This window comes from Marinobacter sp. BW6, from assembly GCF_008107725.1.
Taxonomy (GTDB): Bacteria; Pseudomonadota; Gammaproteobacteria; order Pseudomonadales; family Oleiphilaceae; genus Marinobacter.
Window position 1 is genome coordinate 37,693 of the sequence record NZ_VIRN01000037.1, and the last position, 18,454, is coordinate 56,146.

General features: G+C 54.3%; 18 protein-coding genes. 11 read left to right on the forward strand and 7 right to left on the reverse strand.

Going from position 1 to position 18,454, the window contains the following annotated elements:
* Positions 1-98: 98 nt before the first annotated feature.
* Positions 99-1,019 (forward strand): LysR substrate-binding domain-containing protein, encoded by a 921-nt coding sequence (locus FMN52_RS01685; protein WP_148606998.1) that lies wholly within the window; start codon positions 99-101, stop codon positions 1,017-1,019.
* Positions 1,020-1,115: 96 nt separating this feature from the next.
* On the opposite strand, the gene FMN52_RS01690 is transcribed toward FMN52_RS01685, so the two are convergent.
* The 4 genes from FMN52_RS01690 to FMN52_RS01705 all read right to left on the reverse strand — a co-directional run bounded on the left by FMN52_RS01690 (position 1,116) and on the right by FMN52_RS01705 (position 6,853).
* Positions 1,116-2,045 carry an META domain-containing protein gene (locus tag FMN52_RS01690; protein ID WP_148606999.1) on the reverse strand — a complete coding sequence of 310 codons (930 nt, stop codon included), beginning with the start codon at positions 2,043-2,045 and terminating at the stop codon, positions 1,116-1,118.
* A 116-nt stretch (positions 2,046-2,161) separates the two neighbouring features.
* Complete coding sequence (locus FMN52_RS01695; RefSeq protein WP_148607000.1) at positions 2,162-3,676, reverse strand: DUF1254 domain-containing protein; 1,515 nt, start codon at positions 3,674-3,676, stop codon at positions 2,162-2,164.
* A gap of 62 nt (positions 3,677-3,738) precedes the next feature.
* On the reverse strand, positions 3,739-5,238 hold the full coding sequence (locus FMN52_RS01700) for a DUF1254 domain-containing protein (protein WP_205424877.1): 1,500 nt from the start codon (positions 5,236-5,238) through the stop codon (positions 3,739-3,741).
* A 91-nt stretch (positions 5,239-5,329) separates the two neighbouring features.
* Positions 5,330-6,853 carry a DUF1254 domain-containing protein gene (locus tag FMN52_RS01705; protein WP_205424878.1) on the reverse strand — a complete coding sequence of 508 codons (1,524 nt, stop codon included), beginning with the start codon at positions 6,851-6,853 and terminating at the stop codon, positions 5,330-5,332.
* Positions 6,854-7,122: 269 nt separating this feature from the next.
* Here FMN52_RS01705 and FMN52_RS01710 point away from each other — a divergent pair, with 269 nt between their 5' ends.
* From FMN52_RS01710 to FMN52_RS01735, 5 genes are all read left to right on the forward strand, one after another.
* Positions 7,123-8,085: a helix-turn-helix domain-containing protein gene (locus FMN52_RS01710; RefSeq protein ID WP_148607001.1), complete on the forward strand. Its 963-nt coding sequence runs from the start codon at positions 7,123-7,125 to the stop codon at positions 8,083-8,085.
* Positions 8,086-8,432: 347 nt separating this feature from the next.
* Positions 8,433-9,209 (forward strand): hypothetical protein, encoded by a 777-nt coding sequence (locus FMN52_RS01720; RefSeq protein WP_148607003.1) that lies wholly within the window; start codon positions 8,433-8,435, stop codon positions 9,207-9,209.
* Between the two features lie 157 nt (positions 9,210-9,366).
* Complete coding sequence (locus FMN52_RS01725) at positions 9,367-9,870, forward strand: hypothetical protein (protein WP_148607004.1); 504 nt, start codon at positions 9,367-9,369, stop codon at positions 9,868-9,870.
* 228 nt (positions 9,871-10,098) lie between these two features.
* Positions 10,099-10,575 carry a hypothetical protein gene (locus FMN52_RS01730; RefSeq protein ID WP_148607005.1) on the forward strand — a complete coding sequence of 159 codons (477 nt, stop codon included), beginning with the start codon at positions 10,099-10,101 and terminating at the stop codon, positions 10,573-10,575.
* Position 10,576: 1 nt separating this feature from the next.
* Entirely contained in the window at positions 10,577-10,963 is a 387-nt protein-coding gene (locus FMN52_RS01735; protein WP_148607006.1) for a hypothetical protein, read from the forward strand.
* A gap of 114 nt (positions 10,964-11,077) precedes the next feature.
* Here FMN52_RS01735 and FMN52_RS01740 read toward each other — a convergent pair whose 3' ends face one another.
* Both FMN52_RS01740 and FMN52_RS01745 read right to left on the reverse strand, forming a co-directional pair.
* Positions 11,078-11,626, reverse strand: a complete 549-nt coding sequence (locus FMN52_RS01740; RefSeq protein WP_148607007.1) for a porin family protein — start codon at positions 11,624-11,626, stop codon at positions 11,078-11,080.
* Between the two features lie 189 nt (positions 11,627-11,815).
* Positions 11,816-13,105, reverse strand: coding sequence for a cation:proton antiporter (locus FMN52_RS01745; protein ID WP_148607008.1), 1,290 nt, complete (start codon positions 13,103-13,105; stop codon positions 11,816-11,818).
* Between the two features lie 233 nt (positions 13,106-13,338).
* On the opposite strand from FMN52_RS01745, the gene FMN52_RS01750 reads away from it, so the two are divergent.
* Entirely contained in the window at positions 13,339-13,542 is a 204-nt protein-coding gene (locus FMN52_RS01750; protein WP_148607009.1) for a CsbD family protein, read from the forward strand.
* A 966-nt stretch (positions 13,543-14,508) separates the two neighbouring features.
* Here the strand turns inward: FMN52_RS01750 and FMN52_RS01760 are convergent.
* Positions 14,509-15,066 (reverse strand): TetR/AcrR family transcriptional regulator, encoded by a 558-nt coding sequence (locus tag FMN52_RS01760; protein WP_148607010.1) that lies wholly within the window; start codon positions 15,064-15,066, stop codon positions 14,509-14,511.
* Positions 15,067-15,213: 147 nt separating this feature from the next.
* Here FMN52_RS01760 and FMN52_RS01765 point away from each other — a divergent pair, with 147 nt between their 5' ends.
* The 4 genes from FMN52_RS01765 (at position 15,214) to FMN52_RS01780 (ending at position 18,349) form a co-directional block, all read left to right on the forward strand.
* Positions 15,214-16,134, forward strand: coding sequence for an alpha/beta hydrolase (locus FMN52_RS01765; RefSeq protein ID WP_205424879.1), 921 nt, complete (start codon positions 15,214-15,216; stop codon positions 16,132-16,134).
* Between the two features lie 58 nt (positions 16,135-16,192).
* Positions 16,193-16,786, forward strand: coding sequence for a 2-hydroxychromene-2-carboxylate isomerase (locus tag FMN52_RS01770; RefSeq protein WP_148607011.1), 594 nt, complete (start codon positions 16,193-16,195; stop codon positions 16,784-16,786).
* Positions 16,783-17,478 carry an SDR family NAD(P)-dependent oxidoreductase gene (locus tag FMN52_RS01775; protein ID WP_148607012.1) on the forward strand — a complete coding sequence of 232 codons (696 nt, stop codon included), beginning with the start codon at positions 16,783-16,785 and terminating at the stop codon, positions 17,476-17,478. Before FMN52_RS01770 ends, FMN52_RS01775 begins: the two co-directional genes overlap by 4 nt.
* 76 nt (positions 17,479-17,554) lie before the next feature.
* Positions 17,555-18,349 carry a thioesterase family protein gene (locus tag FMN52_RS01780; RefSeq protein WP_148607013.1) on the forward strand — a complete coding sequence of 265 codons (795 nt, stop codon included), beginning with the start codon at positions 17,555-17,557 and terminating at the stop codon, positions 18,347-18,349.
* Positions 18,350-18,454 lie beyond the last annotated feature (105 nt).

An 18,454-nucleotide genomic window follows, 5' to 3' on the forward strand; every position in this document is an offset into this window, starting at 1 on the left:
CTCCGTTCCATATCTGGTCTGAATAAAGGTTAGTAGCTTGGTATTTGAATAAAAATGGCTAAAATCTGAACTATTCGTTCCATATTTAGGACGCAGATATGAACATTGACCTGAACGACTACTTCTATTTCGTGCATGTCGTTGAAAAGAAGGGATACACCGCTGCGGCAAAGGCATTGGACATGCCTAAGTCGCGATTGAGCCGTCATGTTGCTCAGTTGGAAGAACGCCTTGGTGTGAGACTGCTTCAGAGAAGTTCCCGCAATGTCGCCATTACCGAAGAAGGGAAGAGCTTCTACCTGCACGCTCGAAAGCTCGTTGACCACTTCGAAATGGCCGAAGCAGCCATGGACAATAAAAGTGGAAATCTTTCAGGAAAGGTCGTGATCAGCTGTTCGCTGGGTGTGGCGCAATTTGTTCTGTTCGATATCGTGACTGATTTCGCCAGGCAGCACCCCAAAGTGCTTATCGAACAACGCGTCACCAACTCCATGGTCGACTTGATTACTGAAGGGATAGACATCGCTATTCGCGGGCACAGTGGCGAATTGCCTGATTCCAGCTTGATCCAGCGGTTTATCGCCAATGTGGAATGGCAGTTTTATTGCTCGCTTGGCTATCTGGAGCAACTGGAACAACTGGAAACACCCTATGATTTAGCCAGTTGTCGTTTTTTAAAGGTGGGAAGAGCTGGCGCGAAAGAGGCGATTCCCTTACAGCACAAAGACGGCCTTCGAACCCATCAGAATACCCATATCGCGCTTTGCTCAGAGGATATGTCGACAATCAGGCAAGCCGCGATCGATGGCCTGGGCGTTACTGCATTGCCTGATTATGTCTGCAGAGCACCCGTTGAAGCCGGCCAGCTCGTCCGGGTATTGCCAGGGTGGGTATCCCAATCCGCGAGCCTCAGCCTTTTGATGCCTTCTCGAGTGGGGGTACCACCGCATACAAAAGCCGTTGCGGAGTTCATTCGTGAGAGACTGCCAGTAGCTTTAGCGCCAGCAATCCAAGAATAACCCGAGCTACATTGTTAGCGGATGGATGAACACGCATAGTACTTAATTAAGCGTCCGGATTGCGGGAATCGAAGCCGTCGCTATCTGTACAACGCGTTATCGGAATATGGCAGTTCCGCCATCGCGCTTGAGATCAAAGATTAATTCGCCACGCGAGGTGAAATGATAGAGCTGAACATTGTTAAGAAGCGCGAGAAATTCGGCCTCCTGTGACCCTTCACAAAACATCCTTGTCGCGGCAATTTTCCCGAACGAAATGGATTTGCCAACAGCTACATAACCACCACTGATTTGATTACAGTCGGTCGTCGCCGAAAAGCGGCCGTCTTCAGTAAAAGAGAGGGTGAATAGGTCAGGTCGGCTGGGTTCGATCTGACGCCCGGCGCTGTATAGCGCAGAAATCCAGGTCCAATCCTTCATAGTGAGGGACATGCGAGCCGGATCGGCCTCGCCCTCAAAGTCTTGCTCCACCACTCCAAAGCTTAAAGAATCGGGATCAAGCTTAAGCAAAACATTCTTAGCTATTGACGGCTGCGCTGACATTGGCTCGCCCGGAGCGCGGTCAGCGAAGCTCACGACGATGACATTCTTGTGGCGTGGATCCTGGCTGAGTTCTGTCGCCTGTGGCGCGATGCGATCGCCAAGCAGATAGCCCTGTGAGCCAAGATATCCTTCCCCGGTATTCAGCGCGGCGACGACGTAGAAGAACGTGCCTGAGCCGCCTGATTCCTGAGTGAGTAGAAAAACAACATCAGCACGGCCATCACTATCCAGATCAGTCGTGACTTCATTGCCGAAGTGGCGAGTAGTGATCTTTGATGCGGATTCAGAAGCTGATGCGGTCTCAGCAACGCCATCATGCAACCTTACACGCTGCCCGTCGATGACATACTCGGCATCCTTGTAGTGGTCCGAAGTTGTGGCCTGCCTCTCGTTGTGTACGCTGGCAGCGCAACCAACGAGGCCTGTAATCATCACTGCTGGTATTCCGAGTGCAATGATAAAAAATTTCATAATGATTGGCATATATAGGTCAGTGGCGAAAGTGAGTGATTGTGCTCTCTAGCACTGTATCTGAACGACGGCGGGGTCGATCATGACCCCGCCGAGCTGCTCTTTAATAATCCTGTCACTTCTGCAATCTACATTTTTTCTACAAGCTCAATATCGCCGGGTCTCCAGGTTTGGTTGATCCATGGCTCCATGGGTCCGTACATCCGCAAAATGGCAAACCAGCTTTTTCCCGGGACCGTTTGCAGCCAATTGCCTTCATTTCCCTCAGGTGCCTGCGGCGCGAAATAGAGGTCGTAGGATCCATCTGAATTCTGCTTGATACCCTCGCTCTGACTGCCAACCGTCGGGAACAGCTGGCCTGTCTGCAGCTGGGTACGGGTCTGGGTATCATAGAGCGTGACTGCCCAGAAGTTGTTCACCGGCACATTGGGCGGCAAATGCAGCCGGTAGGTCTTGTCTCCATAGAACGGGTTATCATCACTGTCCAGCATCGCAAGCGCGTAGTCGGAGCCCACGCCAGCCCGGGTCGCCGCCATCGCTGGCGTTACGCCGCCCGCGTTGTAGTAGAACAGGATCCGCGCATCAAGATTCATCACGCCGTCTGCCTGAAAAGACGTATTCTTGTTGGCATATGCCATGACCCAGTTACTGTCCGTTCCTGGGTAGATGTACACGCCATCAATCCGCGGATCGTAGGTAATGGATCGCCCTGCGGCGTTGCCAAGTGTGGCTGCCTCGCTCAGAAGCCTTTTCATTCGGTCGTCGGGATTGAACGGCTTGCCTTTGACGATACCGATGGCGGCCATGTTACCGCGTATCTCGGGCCCGACTGCGTCGATCGGCTCTTCCTGGACGATGGTGTGCAATATTTCAAAGTACTCCAGGGTACTTGGATAGATGGTGCTGAACGACTTTCCGGACATGTTGATGAACTGGGTGGGCTCCGGATTGCTCTTATCCTTTAAGGGATAGATGCGCAGCCCCGCCTTGAAGTTGTCAGCGGCGACCTTGAGGCCATCCTTGATCGAACCACGAAGGAACAGGAAATTCTTGTTGGTTGACGGTTTGAGCAGGTAGTAGCCGTCCGGTATCTCGCCTTCATAGCCCGGAGGCAACACAAGGTACTTGCCACCCTTGCCTTTGTCGGGCCCGGTAGCGCCAATATCGCCGACATAGCGCTGCCAGGCATCATTGAGAAAGCCAAGCATGCCGGGTGGCACTTCAATGACGGTCGGCCCATCGTTCGCCAGGTCTGTGGGCGCATAGGCATACATGGTCGATGTATTTGACGTGATGACCGGCGTGCGCGAGTCCATCAACTGTTCCCAGAGGGCGATTTTGTTGGGAGCGTCCGCCCCTTGCTGTGCCATCCCGAGCAGAACTGCGTAGATCGAGACAGCACCGATGTTATCCAGATAGACACCAAGAGCCCGCGCGCGGTCCAGATAATCGTATACCTGGTCATTGGTGTCTCCGATCGGCACACCATCGAAAAACTCCAGTTCACCGGCAACCGTTTGCACCTTGTCCGGTATCGACGCTGCCTTGGTTTTCGCGGCCTCCCTCGCACTGTCTGCCTGTGCAGGGCCAGTGGCGAGTGCCATTGAAGTGGCTAATGCCATCGCAGTTAATTTAAATTTCATTGTTCTTCCTCATTTCCCTATAAGTATCAGCCGCCCAACGGGCGGCGGTCGAAACTGCCGGTCTAGTTCACCAACTCAATCTCGCCGGGCCTCCAGGTCTTGTTGATCCAGGGCTCGAGCGGGCCATACATGCGCAGGATTGTGAACCAGCTTTTTCCCGGCACGGTCTGAAGCCAGTTCTGTTCCTTGCCTTCCGGCGGTTTGGGTCCGAAATAAAGGTCATAGGATCCATCGGCGTTTTTCTGGAAGCCGTCGCTCTGGCTACCCACGGTCGGGAACTTCTGACCGGTCTGCAGCAACGAACGGGTCTGGGTATCGTAGAGCGTTACCGCCCAGAAGTTGTTAACCGGAACATTCGGAGGAAGGCGCAGCTTGTAGGTTTTGGAGCCATCCAGTGGCTTTTTGTCAGCATCCAGATAGGCAAGGGCATAATCCGACCCCTGGCCCACGGTGGTGGCTGCCATGGCCTGTGTCACCCCGGTCGCGTTGAAGTAGAACAGTACTCTCGCATCAAGACCCATTGCCCCGTTTTTCTCAAAGGTGGTGTTCTTCTCCGCATATGCCATCGTCCATGCACTTTCAGAATCCGGATAGATGAACACACCATCGATACGCGGCTGATAGGTAATCGCCCGTGCAGTGGCGTTGCCGAGGGTCGCAGCTTCACCTAACAGCTTCCTCATGCGCGCATCCGGCGTGAAGGGCTGACCCTTGACGATACCAATGGATGCCAGAAGACCTCTGGCCTCGGGTCCGATGGCATCGATAGGTTCTTCCTGAACCACCTGATTCAGCCCCTCGAAATAGCTGAAGTCATTTGGAGCAACGGTGTTGTAGCTTTTCGCCGAAATGTTGATGAATTCGGTCGCGGGCGGGTTGTCTGCCTGAGCCAGCGGATAGACCTTGAGGTTGGATTTGATGTTCTGTACCGCGGGCTCAAGGCCCTTCGCTATAGAGCCTCGCAGGAATAACAGGTTGTGGAAGGTGCCTGTTCGGATGATGAAATATCCCTCAGGAACGGTCCCTGTGTAATCAGGAGGCAGCATCAGGTATTTGCCGCCTTTGCCCTTGTCCGGGCCAATCGCGCCAAGATTCTCGACAAATCGAAACCAGGCGTCATCGACAAAGCCCAGCATGCCTGGCGGCAGTTCAATGACCAGTGCGCCATCCTTTTTCAGATTCATGTAGCCAAGCGCATAGAGCGTCGATGTGTTCCCGGTCAGATAGAGGGATTCGGGCTGTAGCAACTGTTCGGTTATCGTGATCTTGTTGGACGCATCGGCACCGATGCTTGCATTGCCCATCCGCATGGCGTGCAGAGAGGCTGCGCCCTGATTGTCCAGGAACACCGCAAGCCCACGCATCCGATCGAGATTGTCATAGACCTTATCGACGGTATCGCCGACCGGCACGCCATCGAAGAACTCCAGAACGCCAATGGGCGTCTCGACCCTGTCGGGAATAGAGATGGATTCCAGCTCGGCCTTGCTGACTTCGGCTAATGCCGGAGATCCGGCGACACACATCACCACCGTTGTTGAAAGAAGTAGCCGTTTGATCATGTCAATGCCTCCAGGGCATAGTCGGGTGTAGTCGTGAATAGTCGGGCAGGTCGGGGGCGCCGGGCGGCAACCCCCGTGGTTTGTTCTGCGCTCATTTCACCCGAACGACCTTGGGCATGTTGTACGTGCCATTCGTCAGCGGGGCATAGGGCCCGTAAAACCGCGATGTGAACCTGAAGCCTTCCTTCGGTGCCGGCAGCCAGTTCTTGGCCTGGTCTGGATCCGTCGGTTTCGCGTTCTGCACATAGATCACAAGCTTGCCGTCCTTCACCACCAAATCGCCTGCGTCCAGCATGAAGCTGTTCACCGTATAGCGGTTGATCTCGTTGGCGACGAAATAACCGTTGGCGTCATAGATCGGAATTGACCAGAACTGGGTCACTGGCGGCAGATCGTTCATGTCGAAGGTCAGCGTATATTTGTTGGCGCCAGACAGCGGCTTGCCATCGGCGTCGGTGAAGAGGAACGCGCCGCCGTGCGAAATGTTCTTGTCCGGTGCCGCCCAGGCCGCATCGGCAATCACGGCGCGGTCCATCCACTTGGTCTCGAACCCGCCGTCATTGCGCACGATACCCCAGCCGTTCATGTTAATGAGGTTTGACTTCAGCGTTTTGCGGACGCTTTCGAAACCCGCCTTGAACCCGGTCTCCATCGCGGCTTTCTGGTCGGATGTCAGCTTCTCCCAGTCGAATGTCAGGCCTTTACCGATACCGATCGACCGGAGTTGCGCAAGCATCTGCGACTCCATCAGCGAATCCTCCAGCACCGGCATGGTCGCATCGTTAAGGATAACGTTGAGCAAGGTAAAGAATTGCTCGGCGGTCTGTTTGTCGACCTGACCGACCGCATAATCCGGCAATCCGGCGGGAACAACAAAATCGCCGGGAACGATATCCCGATCTGCCTGGGCGATCCCCTTATTCCCATTGGACAGCCAATCGGCCAGGGGCGTAACCGTGACCTGGTCCTGATAGGCATTGATCGTTGCTATCTCCGAATCTGATCCGGTCTTGACCGCCATGCGGACCACACCGTAAGCGGTTTTCGACGGCCATTGCATAATGTCCGTGGTCGGGAAATCCGCCGGAACATTGCCCTCAAATCCCGGCGGAAGCAGTATGTACTTTCGCGCCTTGGTGCCGTTGAAGGGCGAGCCGACGATGATCCGGAAAATGCCGTATGGGTCCATGATCTGGACGCTGAAATAACGGTCGGTGATTTCGGGCACTTCGATCACAACGGGACCGTCGCGCAGGTCCAGAAAGCCCGAGCCATAGAGCGTTGTCGCATTCGGCGTCACGACGGGAAAATCCGGGGTGATCTGCTTGCGGACCCAGAAGAACCGGTTCAGCCCCGAATAGATGTCATTCGTCTCGGCGTCGTTCTGGGTATAAATCCAGCGCTGGCCATAAAAGATAGCCTGCTGGAGTCCGTAAAGGTATGCCCGCTCGGCGACTGCTTCGGGTTTCTGCTCGGTCTCCGGCGCGGCCTGTGCACAAGCGACAAAACCGGTTAAGGCAACGAACACCAGCAGCCTTGAGGCAAGTTTGCCCATCCAGTTAACTGTCGCTCGCGAGCGATACATCAAATAAAAAAGACTCTCCCTGCGTTTCATAGCCTTCTATCCTTTTTCATGGGCAAAATGTCAGTCGTCAGATTTCTCGGGTAAGTTGCTGATTCGGCTCTTTCAAGGTTTTGAGCCTCTTCGTTAGCATCCCCCGGTGCATATCTGCAGCGCTATCAATAATGCGCAAGGCGTAAGGGCGTTAAAGCAATATCCCGTGCTGTGCAACGCACCGGGCTTCTGAGGCAGTATTTCTGGCAGAGCGGTACCGATTGGCTTATGCTTAAGATCGTCTATCAAAAAATCGCAGGGAGCGAACCATGGACGGACAGACGGCCAATGCTGGAAATGAATACCAGCCTGGAGCCCGGTTTCATGACCTGGATGAGTTGAACCATGCAGTCAGCGGCTCCAACCTCGAATTTGTCCAACTGAAATCCGGCAATATCGACATCGCGCTTGATCAGGTTTCATTGGGCGATCTCTCGATCGACCTCGGCAAGGTCAACGTGCCTCTTCGTGTGAAGGGGGATCTGGACCCCAGACGTTTTGGCATTGGCATTTTCCCAGATAGTGCTCACGCCACCTGGAACGGCAATCCAGTCGATGCGTCGGAATTGTTGGTGTTCCCTCCCGGCAATGAGCTCAACGGCTATCTATCGGCAGGCTATGGATGGACTTCTCTGGTCATCCCCCCCGAGTGGATCAATGCCACCGAAGAAACTACGTCGCGTACAAACCTGGTTCAGGCCCGCTCCTGTACAACGATAAATATCAATCCCGAAAAACTGGCGAACCTGCGACAAGCCATCGCAAGTATTGTTCAACCCGCTGACATTCCGCTGGATACTCTGGCGGCCGACTGGCTGGTGACCGATGTTCGCAATGCGCTCGGCGCCGCCCTGAGCTCGATTGACGCACCTCGAACCAAAGTGATGTCTCAGGTCAGCGGGCATTTTATTGTGGCGAAGCGAGCCGAATCCTATATGCGAGAGAGGATCGTTGAACCAATCAGCGTCGACGATCTGTGCGTGGCCATGAACGTCAGCCGTCGATACCTGGAATACGCTTTCGCCACTGCCTACGGGACCAGCCCTTCCCGCTATTTACGTTTGTTGCGCCTGCACCAGGTGCGTAGGCATCTAAAGGCGTCAGGCGGACAAACGACCGTCACCAACGAGGCGTTCAGAATGGGGTTCAACCACATGAGTCTGTTTACGACCCAGTACAAAAATGCCTTCGGCGAGTGCCCAAGCGCTACGCTTGCGCGGGCGATCACCTAGCCCCTGCCTCTTTTTCCCGCCCCAATCGCTTTGCCGCCGATCCTGATTCGTGCGGATTCACGATAGCGAAGCAATTTCCTTCCGCCCTAAAGTCAACGCTCACGCAATTGCGGGCATCGCCCGAGAATGCGGCTTCCAACACATGAGCCAGTTCTCGCTCGACTACAAGCGGCAATTCAGAGAATCACCTTCCGACACCTTGCGGCAGAGCCGGGCAGGTGAGGGGAGCCCGGTGCGTTAATAATCGACTGACGACGCGCCCGTTCTGATAACGCTATGCGTTTTCTTGATAGCGTCCGGACAGCTTTAGGGGAATAGTGAGGCTATGAATGTGGAGGAGGGATCACATGCGCGTCATTTCGTTTTTTATCTTTCTGATTATCACTAGCACAGCGATCGCTGAAGAAGACCCGAGATTTAGCATCAGCATCGGGGCTTTTTTTACAGATCGCGAAAGCCAAACGAGAGTGGACGGAGAGTCTGGCCGAGGAACGGACGTCGACCTGGAGGACGACCTTGGACTCGATAAGTCGGATACGGTGTTCCGTGTCGATGCATACTGGAGATTCGCCGAAAAGCATCGATTCGATTTCAGTGCGTTCGATCTGTCCCGCTCTTCATCGAAACAGATTGAGAGGGAAATCGTCTGGGAGGACACGACCTACCCTATCAGCAGCACTGTAAATACAAAGCTCGACCTGGCCATCTATAAGCTGGGATACACCTGGATGTTTCTTAAACGCGAACGCAGCTTTCTTGGCGCCACTGTTGGCCTGTACATAGCAGATATGAGCGCGACTCTGTCTGCCTCTGGCGGCGGCAGTGTCGAATCGAATGACCTGACAGCACCCTTGCCAGTGATCGGTCTTCGGGGCGAACACCGCTTTGCTGACCGATGGGCTATCCGCGGCAGTGGGGAAATTTTTGCCGTTGACTACGGAGACTATGAAGGATCTCTGTACGACGTCTTCGTCGGTCTTGATTTCAGCGTGACCAAAGCCATTGCGGTTGGCGTCGGCATCAATTCCGTAAAGCTTGACGTTGGGGTCTCAAAAAATAGCTTCCAGGGCGACGTGGACTGGCAATACGAGGGGGCATTGGCCTATCTCAAATTCGATTTTTAGGTGCTAATACCTCCTTTTACGATTTTCAACAGGAGTAATTCCTCATGCACGTACGCAAACAGTACTCGATTCTCGTCATATGCACGATCGCCTGGTCGCTGGACTGCCTACGATGAGTTTTGGGCAGAAGCTAATGCACGAGATCCGGGAAGTGGCAGTGACAACGCTGTACTTTGCTGTCTGGATTGGCGTGCTGATGGTCCTCAAAGTGCTGATTCTTGCGGAATATCAGATCGAGTTTAAAGGCCTGTCGTTGGTTTTGCTTGGCGCAATGGTTCTCGCCAAGGTCGTGCTTGTGTTTGAGCATGTTCCGTTGGGCAGTTTGACGCGCAAACAACCAGCTTGGGTGGATGTCCTGCTGCGGACGGCCCTCTACAGCCTGGGCGTGTTCGTTGTGCTGGTGCTTGAGAAGGCCTTTGAAGGCAGGCACGAGCATGACGGCTTTGGTCCGTCGTTGATGTCGTTGTTCCAGCGAGCCGATGTGGCCCATGTCTGGGCAAATGCGATTGCTCTCTGTGGTGCGCTGCTGGTGTACAACTGCTTTTATGTCGTGAAAAGACGCCTTGGGGCAGGGGAGATCGCCAGGCTTTTCTTATTGCCCGTTCCGGAAGAACCCCGTGCAGCTGGGCTCAGCGCCAAACCGCGAGCGGATTACGATTAGCAAAGGATAAGCGGGCTCCTGGACCTGGCAATAGATTCATGACAACAACTTATTCCAGCAACTCATACAAGACGGCCTTTTGTTGCACACTGGAACTGGAGCGATTGGGCAAGACCTTACTGGCGAGAATAAGACCTGAGAAAACTATATGTTGCGCAGAACTGATAGCGGAACAATCACAACTGGTCAAAGATCAAGCATACAAAGGCCGAAAACCCGGATAAACAAATGAAACTCAATCCGATTTTTATTGTGTTCGTTGCCAGTATCGCAACATCAACCTTTATCGGCTGCGCCAGCAAATCGAAAGACTCGAATCCGGATGAGCTGGAAAAGCAGAGCGCGGAAACTCGTGCCGATTTCCAGAATTTGATTACGGACGAAATCGATGACCCGGCGAGGGCTAAAAAGTTTGCGGCTTTATCAGCTGAAAGGGAACAGTTAATCAGCCAACACGCAACTGCAGTGCAGCACTACTCGAAAAGACTGAAGACTTTGAGCCGGGATTATTCAACCGAACGCGAAAACCTGGAAAACCTGATTCAAGAGTACAACGCGGAACGCCGCGCCGCTCAAGCCGAGTTCCTGGCTTTGATGGGCAGGATGAAGGCAACTGTTACGGCAAAAGAGTGGGAAAAGCTGGCGAAGTTTGAGTTGAAGGAACTTAACCCAAGAACCATGAGTTATCAGGCGGGAGGCCAGTAAGATGCTGGTGGCAATAATCATTGCTTTTTTTCTGGGTGGTCCCAACGCATCAGGCGCGATCCTGACCCAAGACATGCTCAAGAGCTTCGAAAGGCTTGCACAGCAGGAAATCACCGATCCGGTCAGGGCCGAAGCGGTCATGCAGGAGGTGGCGGCACTCCGGGATGAACTGAAGCAATTCGACAAAACGTTTGCTAAATCCGGCAAGGTTTTGACCGAATTATATAAAGACCACGACGCTGGTCCTGCTAGGCTGCTGGTGCAACTTGACCTGCTGAACGACGAGTGGGAAACAGCTCAATCTCTTGCACTCGACCACCGATTCGCCATCCGCGATCAAATGACCAAAGATGAGTGGGCCGCTGCGATTGCGCAAATGGCCGAATAAAAGGGGAGAGCAGAATCGACGCACTCATGGGTTAAGTAGTCGCCGATGGCTCGCATCTTCTGACAGGTGCGGGCTGCCACTCTCCGGCTTACCGAATCAGCACTTCAACCAGGTTCAGAAGTTATAACCCAGACCCACTGTATAGGCCCAGATGCCATCATCCTGGAAGGCATCGGTGGCATCATTGGAGTCGCTGAACAGGAACTGATACTCGGCGCGGGCCAGGAAATAGGTCTTGGTCTGCACGTAGTACTTTAATCCTCCTTCCAGGCCGGCAAACGCGCTGTCCTTGACCCCGTCGCCATAAATACCGCCAAGGCTAGCACCGACAAATGGCCGTGCGCGATCGTTGAGGAATTGATAATCGAGGTATCCACGGGTTGAGCCGTTCCAGAAATCGTCCGTGACACCTTCGCCCTCGATATCGGCGAAATTCACACTCTGGCGGACACCGGCCACGACATTGTTCTTCAGATACCAGCCCAGATCACCGCTCACGCCGAAGCTACCGCTGTTGAAATTCTGGTCGTTACTGCCGGTTCCGGAGAGGGAGAATTCACGGTCGCCTTCGCTCGGTCCAAACTCAGCGGATTGGGCGGATACTGCCAGAGGCAAAGCACCTAGAAGACAGAAAGTGACCGCCGCAGTCTTAATTCTGATCATGATAAGCTCCTTGCTTACATTGTTCAGATTGCATTTCCATAATGCGCCAATGAGGATCTGACGCGGGTCGTGGCGCAGCGAGTCGCAGTAAATAATGCTACGTCCATTCGCTGTGAGCCCACCTTCCCAGAATCAGGGCTGGACCACTGTTCTGTCTGTTCGTAAGCACACACAAGCATCGAAAGAAATTCACGGGCCCCACCATCGGGTCATCATTGGTTTCACGGTCAGCCCGTGAATGATGATGGAAAGCACGACAACCACCAAGGTGATGTGAATAAGCTCCACGGCCAGCTCTTCCGGCAGGCCAAAGACAACGGCGAACATCAGATAGTAAAGAGAACCAATTCCCCGTACCCCGAACCAGCCCACCAGCATCTGCAGCCGCCAAGATGCACCCGAGCCCAGCAAACCAAGAAATACGCTGACCGGGCGAACAACCACAAACAGCAACAACCCGAGGCCAACAGCCCGGAGGCTCCAGGAATCGGTGAACAACATGCCACCCAGCAACACTACCAATACCAGTTCGGACAAACGCTCAAGGGGCTCTTTGAAGATCAAAGAGCCTTTCGATACCTGACTAGGGGGCTGCGGAGCGGCTTCGCGGGGCTTATCGTAAGATTCTGCAGCGGCATCAGGGTGCTGGTCCAAGTTTTCGGTTTTGACCAGCGTCATTTCGGATTGCCGCAGCGAAATAGCAGTAACAAACACACCCAGAAATCCCCAGGCATCAATCAGCAGGCACACGCCATAGGTCAGACCGATCAGGCCCAGGCCCAGGAAATCATCCAGCAACGGCCCCTGTTCTTCGGATGAGCGCTGTCCCCGCACAAGCTGGGCCAACAGCCGCCCGGTCACAAGGCCGACGACAATGGCCGAGGCCGTTGACCATACAACGTCCTTGAGAACCCAGCCTCCAAGCAATTCGTCACTGGCCGGGGCACCGAGCAACAACAGCCCCAGCATGACGAACGGAAAGGCGCTGCCATCGTTCATGCCCGCTTCACTGGTCAGGGTAAACCGCAGGGGATCGGTATCGCCCATGTGCCGGACCTGAACATCCGTTGCCAGCACCGGGTCGGTGGGCGCCAGTATGCCCCCCAACAGAATCGCTGCTCCCAACGGCAGGCCAAGCAGGTAATATCCGAAGGCTGCCGTCAGCGCGACGCTGATCGTCATGGAGATAAATGCCAGGCGCAACGGCACGCGCCATGCTTTCCATCTGAAAGGCACGGGCATTTTGGTGCCAGCAATAAACAACGACACCAACACCGCAAGTTCGGCAAGTACTTCCAGCAAATGCGCCTGTTGCAGCGGGTTAAAATGAAACACACCGAAAATCGACGGGCCCAGAAGCACGCCGACGCTCAAATAAACCATGGACGGTGTCAGATTCAGACGCTGAAGCACCGGTGAGCGAACCCCCATCAGGATCAGCAGGGTTCCGATTACGACAAACCAGATGGCGTTGGTCAAAGTTGTTTCCTCAAATTCATAAACATTTCTAAGTCCTTTTCCTGGCGTTCAATTTATCAAAAAAACAGAACGGCCTCGGTGCGCTAACCCACCTGCATAATCCTGTGTTTGTTAACGCACAGACAGCGGCCCCGCTTCAACTGACGATGATGCGACGGCCGCGAACGGTTTGTTTTGACCCGTGCCGCCGTTTGATGAACCCATTATCTGGCCGAAAGGCCGAAGGATCTGAAATGAACAAGGACACTATTGAAGGCAACTGGAAAGAGCTCAAAGGTAAAGTGAAAGAGCAGTGGGGCAAGCTGACCGATGACCGCCTTGACGAGATTGCCGGCAAGCGCGAACAGCTGGCCGGCGAGATTCAGCAGGCTTATGGCGTCACCAGAGATGAAGCGGACAAGCAAATCAAAGACTTCGAACAAATGTCCAAGCGTTGATATACCCCGCCTTACTTTGAATTGGCTGCCTGCAGGCTTGTTTCGCAGGCAGCGTTCGAACTATCAGACCATACGTACCGTCATTTATTCCTGCACTCTGTGGGCCAGCGTACAGACCCGGCAATGCTGATACCTCAATCTGAAACCCGATGTGGCAATGGATCAGCCAATACACGGAGTTGCATCATCCGCCGCAGGGACCGCGGCGCAACCAAAATTACGTTTCCAGGAAAGGTAATTACTCATGAACAACATTGTTTACATCGTCGGTGCAGTCGTTATCGTTCTAGCAATTCTCTCCTTCCTTGGTTTTCGCTGAGGTGCTAATTGGAGCAACTACCCAAGCTCCCTCGATACCTGCCCAGTGCCTCTGCATGATAGCTAATGTTCCTGAAGAGTATTGGGAGAGTAGGGGCCTCCTTTTTGAGTCAGGAATAGAGAATCCGTCCTTTTCGCCGAAGGTCGTGTGGCCAGGCGGATCGAGAGGTAACTCTCTATATTAACGAGCTCCGGGTAGCAGCGATGCTCCTGAATAACATTCAAGAGGTGGGCGAACTGATCTGGTGTGAGCACGCGTGCCTGTTGAGCATTTCGCGTTGAGGAATTGAGTACTATGAGTGGGCGTCCAGAACAGTCCCAAAACCGAACCAAAATGAACGACCACAGAAAGTACTAAACCTCTGCAACCAAAGATCAGTATCTTACCCACCAAAATCCACAAAAAGTGCTAAACAAACTTAAAGTAGATTCGAGAATAGGGTGGTCGTTCCGGTTTCCACACAAAGTGCTAAATTCGTCGTCCGACTCGGGGTTCGGATTAGTCTTGCTGGAACCGAAAGATTAGGGCGAGCGACAGGCATTTGTAGCAAGGGACGCTATTAAACAAAAGCGAACATTGGCGAGCCACCTGTAAATAGCTGAAAAAATGCCGCAAGAGAACAATCGAACTCTCTCTAGGACGAGTGGCTAAAGGCTGTCTTTGACAGTGTCCAGAATCTCCGTCGCCAGTGCGTCATCATCCACGGCACGCGCCAGAACCATCGCTCCCACCATGGCGGAAAGCGCCGAAATGGATTGCTCCCTCGGCGTTTTGCCGCGTTTGCGGGGCACAATGGGTTCCAGATCCTTAAGAAAGCGCTCCAGCCCGCTAGTCAGCGCCGATTGCAGCGGCTCGCCGCGCCGGGGTCCTTCCACTGCCAGGGTGGTAAAGGCACAGCCAGCTTCCGGATGCCGACGATGCAGCGGCGAGAGATAGCTTTGCTTCATGGCCTCCCAGGGATTATCCGTACCTTTGAGGGCCCGCTGCCGGTTGTCCTCATTCTGCCGCAATGCCTGGGTTGTAGCCTGTGTGACCAGATCTTCCTTGGATTTGAATTGGCCATAGAACCCGCCGTGGGTTAAGCCGGCCGCTTTCATCAGGTCGGCAACACCGACGCCATCGACACCGCGCTGACGAAACAGTTGCGCGGCGGTTTCCAGAACCGCCTGTCGATTTTTTTCCGCCTGCTCTCGACTCACTCTCATGATTTGAACCCAATCGCGATTAAACTCGTTGACATGCATTTTAAATGATGAGCATAATTTAAACAATTAGATGATGAGTATCATCTAATAGGTCGAACGTTCACAACGGGCGACTTCATTGATCCCCGTTATGCGAAGGAGAGGACCATGAGCAACACCCTGCAAGCCCTGATTTTAATGATTGGCGCCGCTGTCATGAGTGCGGCCTGTAGTTCGGTAGTCAATACGAACCCTGTAAGCCCATCAATCGCAGCCACCAAGACGCAATATGCCGTTATCGACGATCGAAACATTGCCTATCGAACGATGGGTAACGGATCGCCCATTGTCCTGATCAACCGTTTCAGGGGCACCCTCGACACCTGGGACCCTCTGTTCCTGGAACAGCTGGCGCAGTCGCACACGGTGATTACGCTGGATTACCCGGGCATTGGCTATTCCGAAGGTACGTTGCCCACGGACGCTAAAGAGGTAGCCGCAGAAGTTGCGAAACTGGCAGAGCACCTGCAACTGGAACAATACGATGTATTGGGTTGGTCCTATGGTGGGATGATTGCCCAGTACGTTGCCTTTCTGTACCCGGAGCGGGTCGGTAAAGCGGTTCTGATTGGCACCAATCCGCCCGGTAAGAATGCGGTGCCTTTCGAGCCGATTTTTGTGCAGACCGCCTTCAAACCTGAATACAACCTGAACGATTACACGGTGCTGTTCTTTGAACCTGACTCGGCAGCAAGCAAGCGGGCCGCTAAATCGTCCATGGAACGAACATGGCCTGGTGTGGACCAGACAAAGGTGCCCAAGGCACAGGAACTGTTACAACGTTATGTCGCCGGATTCAGGGGTATTGCCGTTGACGAGATGGATTTCCGAAGCAAGTTCGCTTCAACGGACGTCCCTATGCTTGCCCTCTCGGGCGACCATGACATCTCGTTTTCTGTGGACAACTGGTACCCGCTTATTGGTAATGCGCCAACGCTGCAATTGATCTCAATGCCGGACGCTGGCCATGCCCCCCATTTTCAGTATCCGGAACTTTCGGTCCGCTATATCAGCGCTTTCCTTAAATAAATCGGGCGTCGGACGAGTCTGTCCGACGTCTTCTGACACATGAACAGGAGCACACCAAATGACTCAATCTGTCGAATTTTTCTTTGATTTCCTCAGCCCCTACAGTTACCTGGCTTCCACACAGCTGGAGTCCCTGGATGCCGACATCCAGCTGCGCCCCATGAATGTCCTCAAGGTGATGGATGCGGTGGGCAATGTGCCAACAACCCTTACCTGCAAGGCCAAAGGCGCCTATGTCCAGCAAGACATGGGCAGATGGCTTAAACGATACCGCGTGGCCTTCAACCCCTCGAAGATACCGCTGAATGACGGAGAAGCCTGCGCCAAAGCCGTACTTGCGGCCGGCAATGCACAAGAAGCCATGGCGATAACGAAGGCGCTTTACCAGAACATCTGGGGGCAGGCGCAAACCCTGAAAGATGTCTCAGCCGTACTTGCTGCTTTGAAGGAAGCCGGCATTGAGACAACCGGGATCGCCGAACGCATCGAGTCGTCTGAGGTGGCGGCCAAGCTCGACAGCAATAACGAAGGGGCTGCGAAGCGGGGCGTTTTCGGTGCGCCCACCCTGTTTGTCGGTGACGCCATGTTCTTCGGCAACGACCGACTGGATTTTGTGCGCGAAGAACTGGCGCGCGAGGAGGCGACAGCATGAATGCCGACAAACCCCTCGCCCTGATCACCGGAGTCGGGCCGGGCACCGGCACCGCTCTGGTGAAACGGTTCACTGAAGCCGGCTACCGGGTCGCCATGGTGGCCCGGAACGCCGACAGGCTCCTGGATCTGGAGCAGGAAATCGAAGGCACCATCGCCGTGCCTTGCGATGTAACCGACCCGCAGGCCCTAGCCGAGGCCATCAAAAAAGTAGGCGCACCCAGGGTGGTGGTGCACAACGCCGTTGGTGGCGCCTTTGGAACCTGGGACCAGATCGACCCGGAAACCCTGCGCCAGAACATGGAGATCAATGCCATGGCATTGCTTACGCTGGCCAGGCTAACAGCCCCGGCAATGGTTGAAGCAGGCGAGGGGGCCATCATCGTCACCGGCAACACCTCAGCACAGCGAGGCAGTGCCTCATTTGCCGGCTTTGCGCCAAGCAAGGCAGCCCAGCGCATCCTGGCGGAATCACTGGCCCGCGACCTAGGCCCCAAGGGTGTGCATGTCGCCTACCTGATTATCGACGCGGTGATTGATGTGGCCTGGGCCAGGAAACTCCACGCGGACAAGGGGGATGATTTCTTCATCTCACCGAGCTCTATTGCCGCGGAGGTTTTTCACCTTGCCCATCAACCCAGGGACGCCTGGTCATTTTTGGCCGAAGTTCGCCCATTTCATGAGAAGTGGTAAGCCAAATCGTCGCGGTTGGCTCGCATCTTCTGACAGGTGTGGGCCGCCACAATGGCGTTAATAAGAGGAGAGAATCATGGAATTTGTGGAAACACGGGCCAGTTTTGCAGAGACTGACGACGGCAAAGCCGAAATTGCAGCATTCTGGGGGCAGGGGCGCGCGTCTTTCGGCGGGCTTCTGGTGGCACTGATTTTTGATCGCATGAAAGGCGCTATGCACGAGGTGCGTAACGTGCGGTCGTTGATGGTGTCTTTTGTCGGGCCGGCTGCACCGGAACAACCTTTGACGCTGTCTGCCGAGATTCTTCGTGAAGGCAACGCTGTGACGCAAGTCGAAGGGCGCGCAACACAGAACGGTAAGACCGTTGCCGTTGTGATTGGCAGTTTCGGACAAGCAAGAGACTCTGAAGTGACTGTCCATGGCCTGGACGCGCCAAATGTTGTCGCGCCGGAATCAGCTCCGGAGTTGCCGTTCATTCCCAATGTAACGCCCGAATTCACGCAACATATCGAATTGCGTTTTGCCATTGGTGGCATGCCGATGAGTGGCAACGAAAGTCGGGAAATGGGTGGCTGGATGCGCTTTCGGAAAACGCAGGACCAGTTTGACGATGCTCACCTGATCGCACTTGTGGACGCCTGGCCGCCCGCCATTCTGCCCCGCATGAAGCAACCGGCTCCGGCCAGCAGTCTCTCGTGGACACTGGAGTTTGTCTATCCACGGCCCAGCATCGCTCCCGGCGAATATCTGCTCTATCAGGCATCAATCGATCAGGCGCGAGACGGTTACGGTCATATCCATGCCCGGATCTGGACCCACACTGGTGAACTGATTGCCTTGAGTCGCCAGACTGTCGTTGTTTTTGGGTAGCGGCCTATGGGAGGAGGCCTGGCGTCCTTGCTGCCGTGACTAGTTACCTGGCGCGGGACCACCTTCTGACAGCAAAGTAAAACATGTACGCCGCTGAGAGAAGCA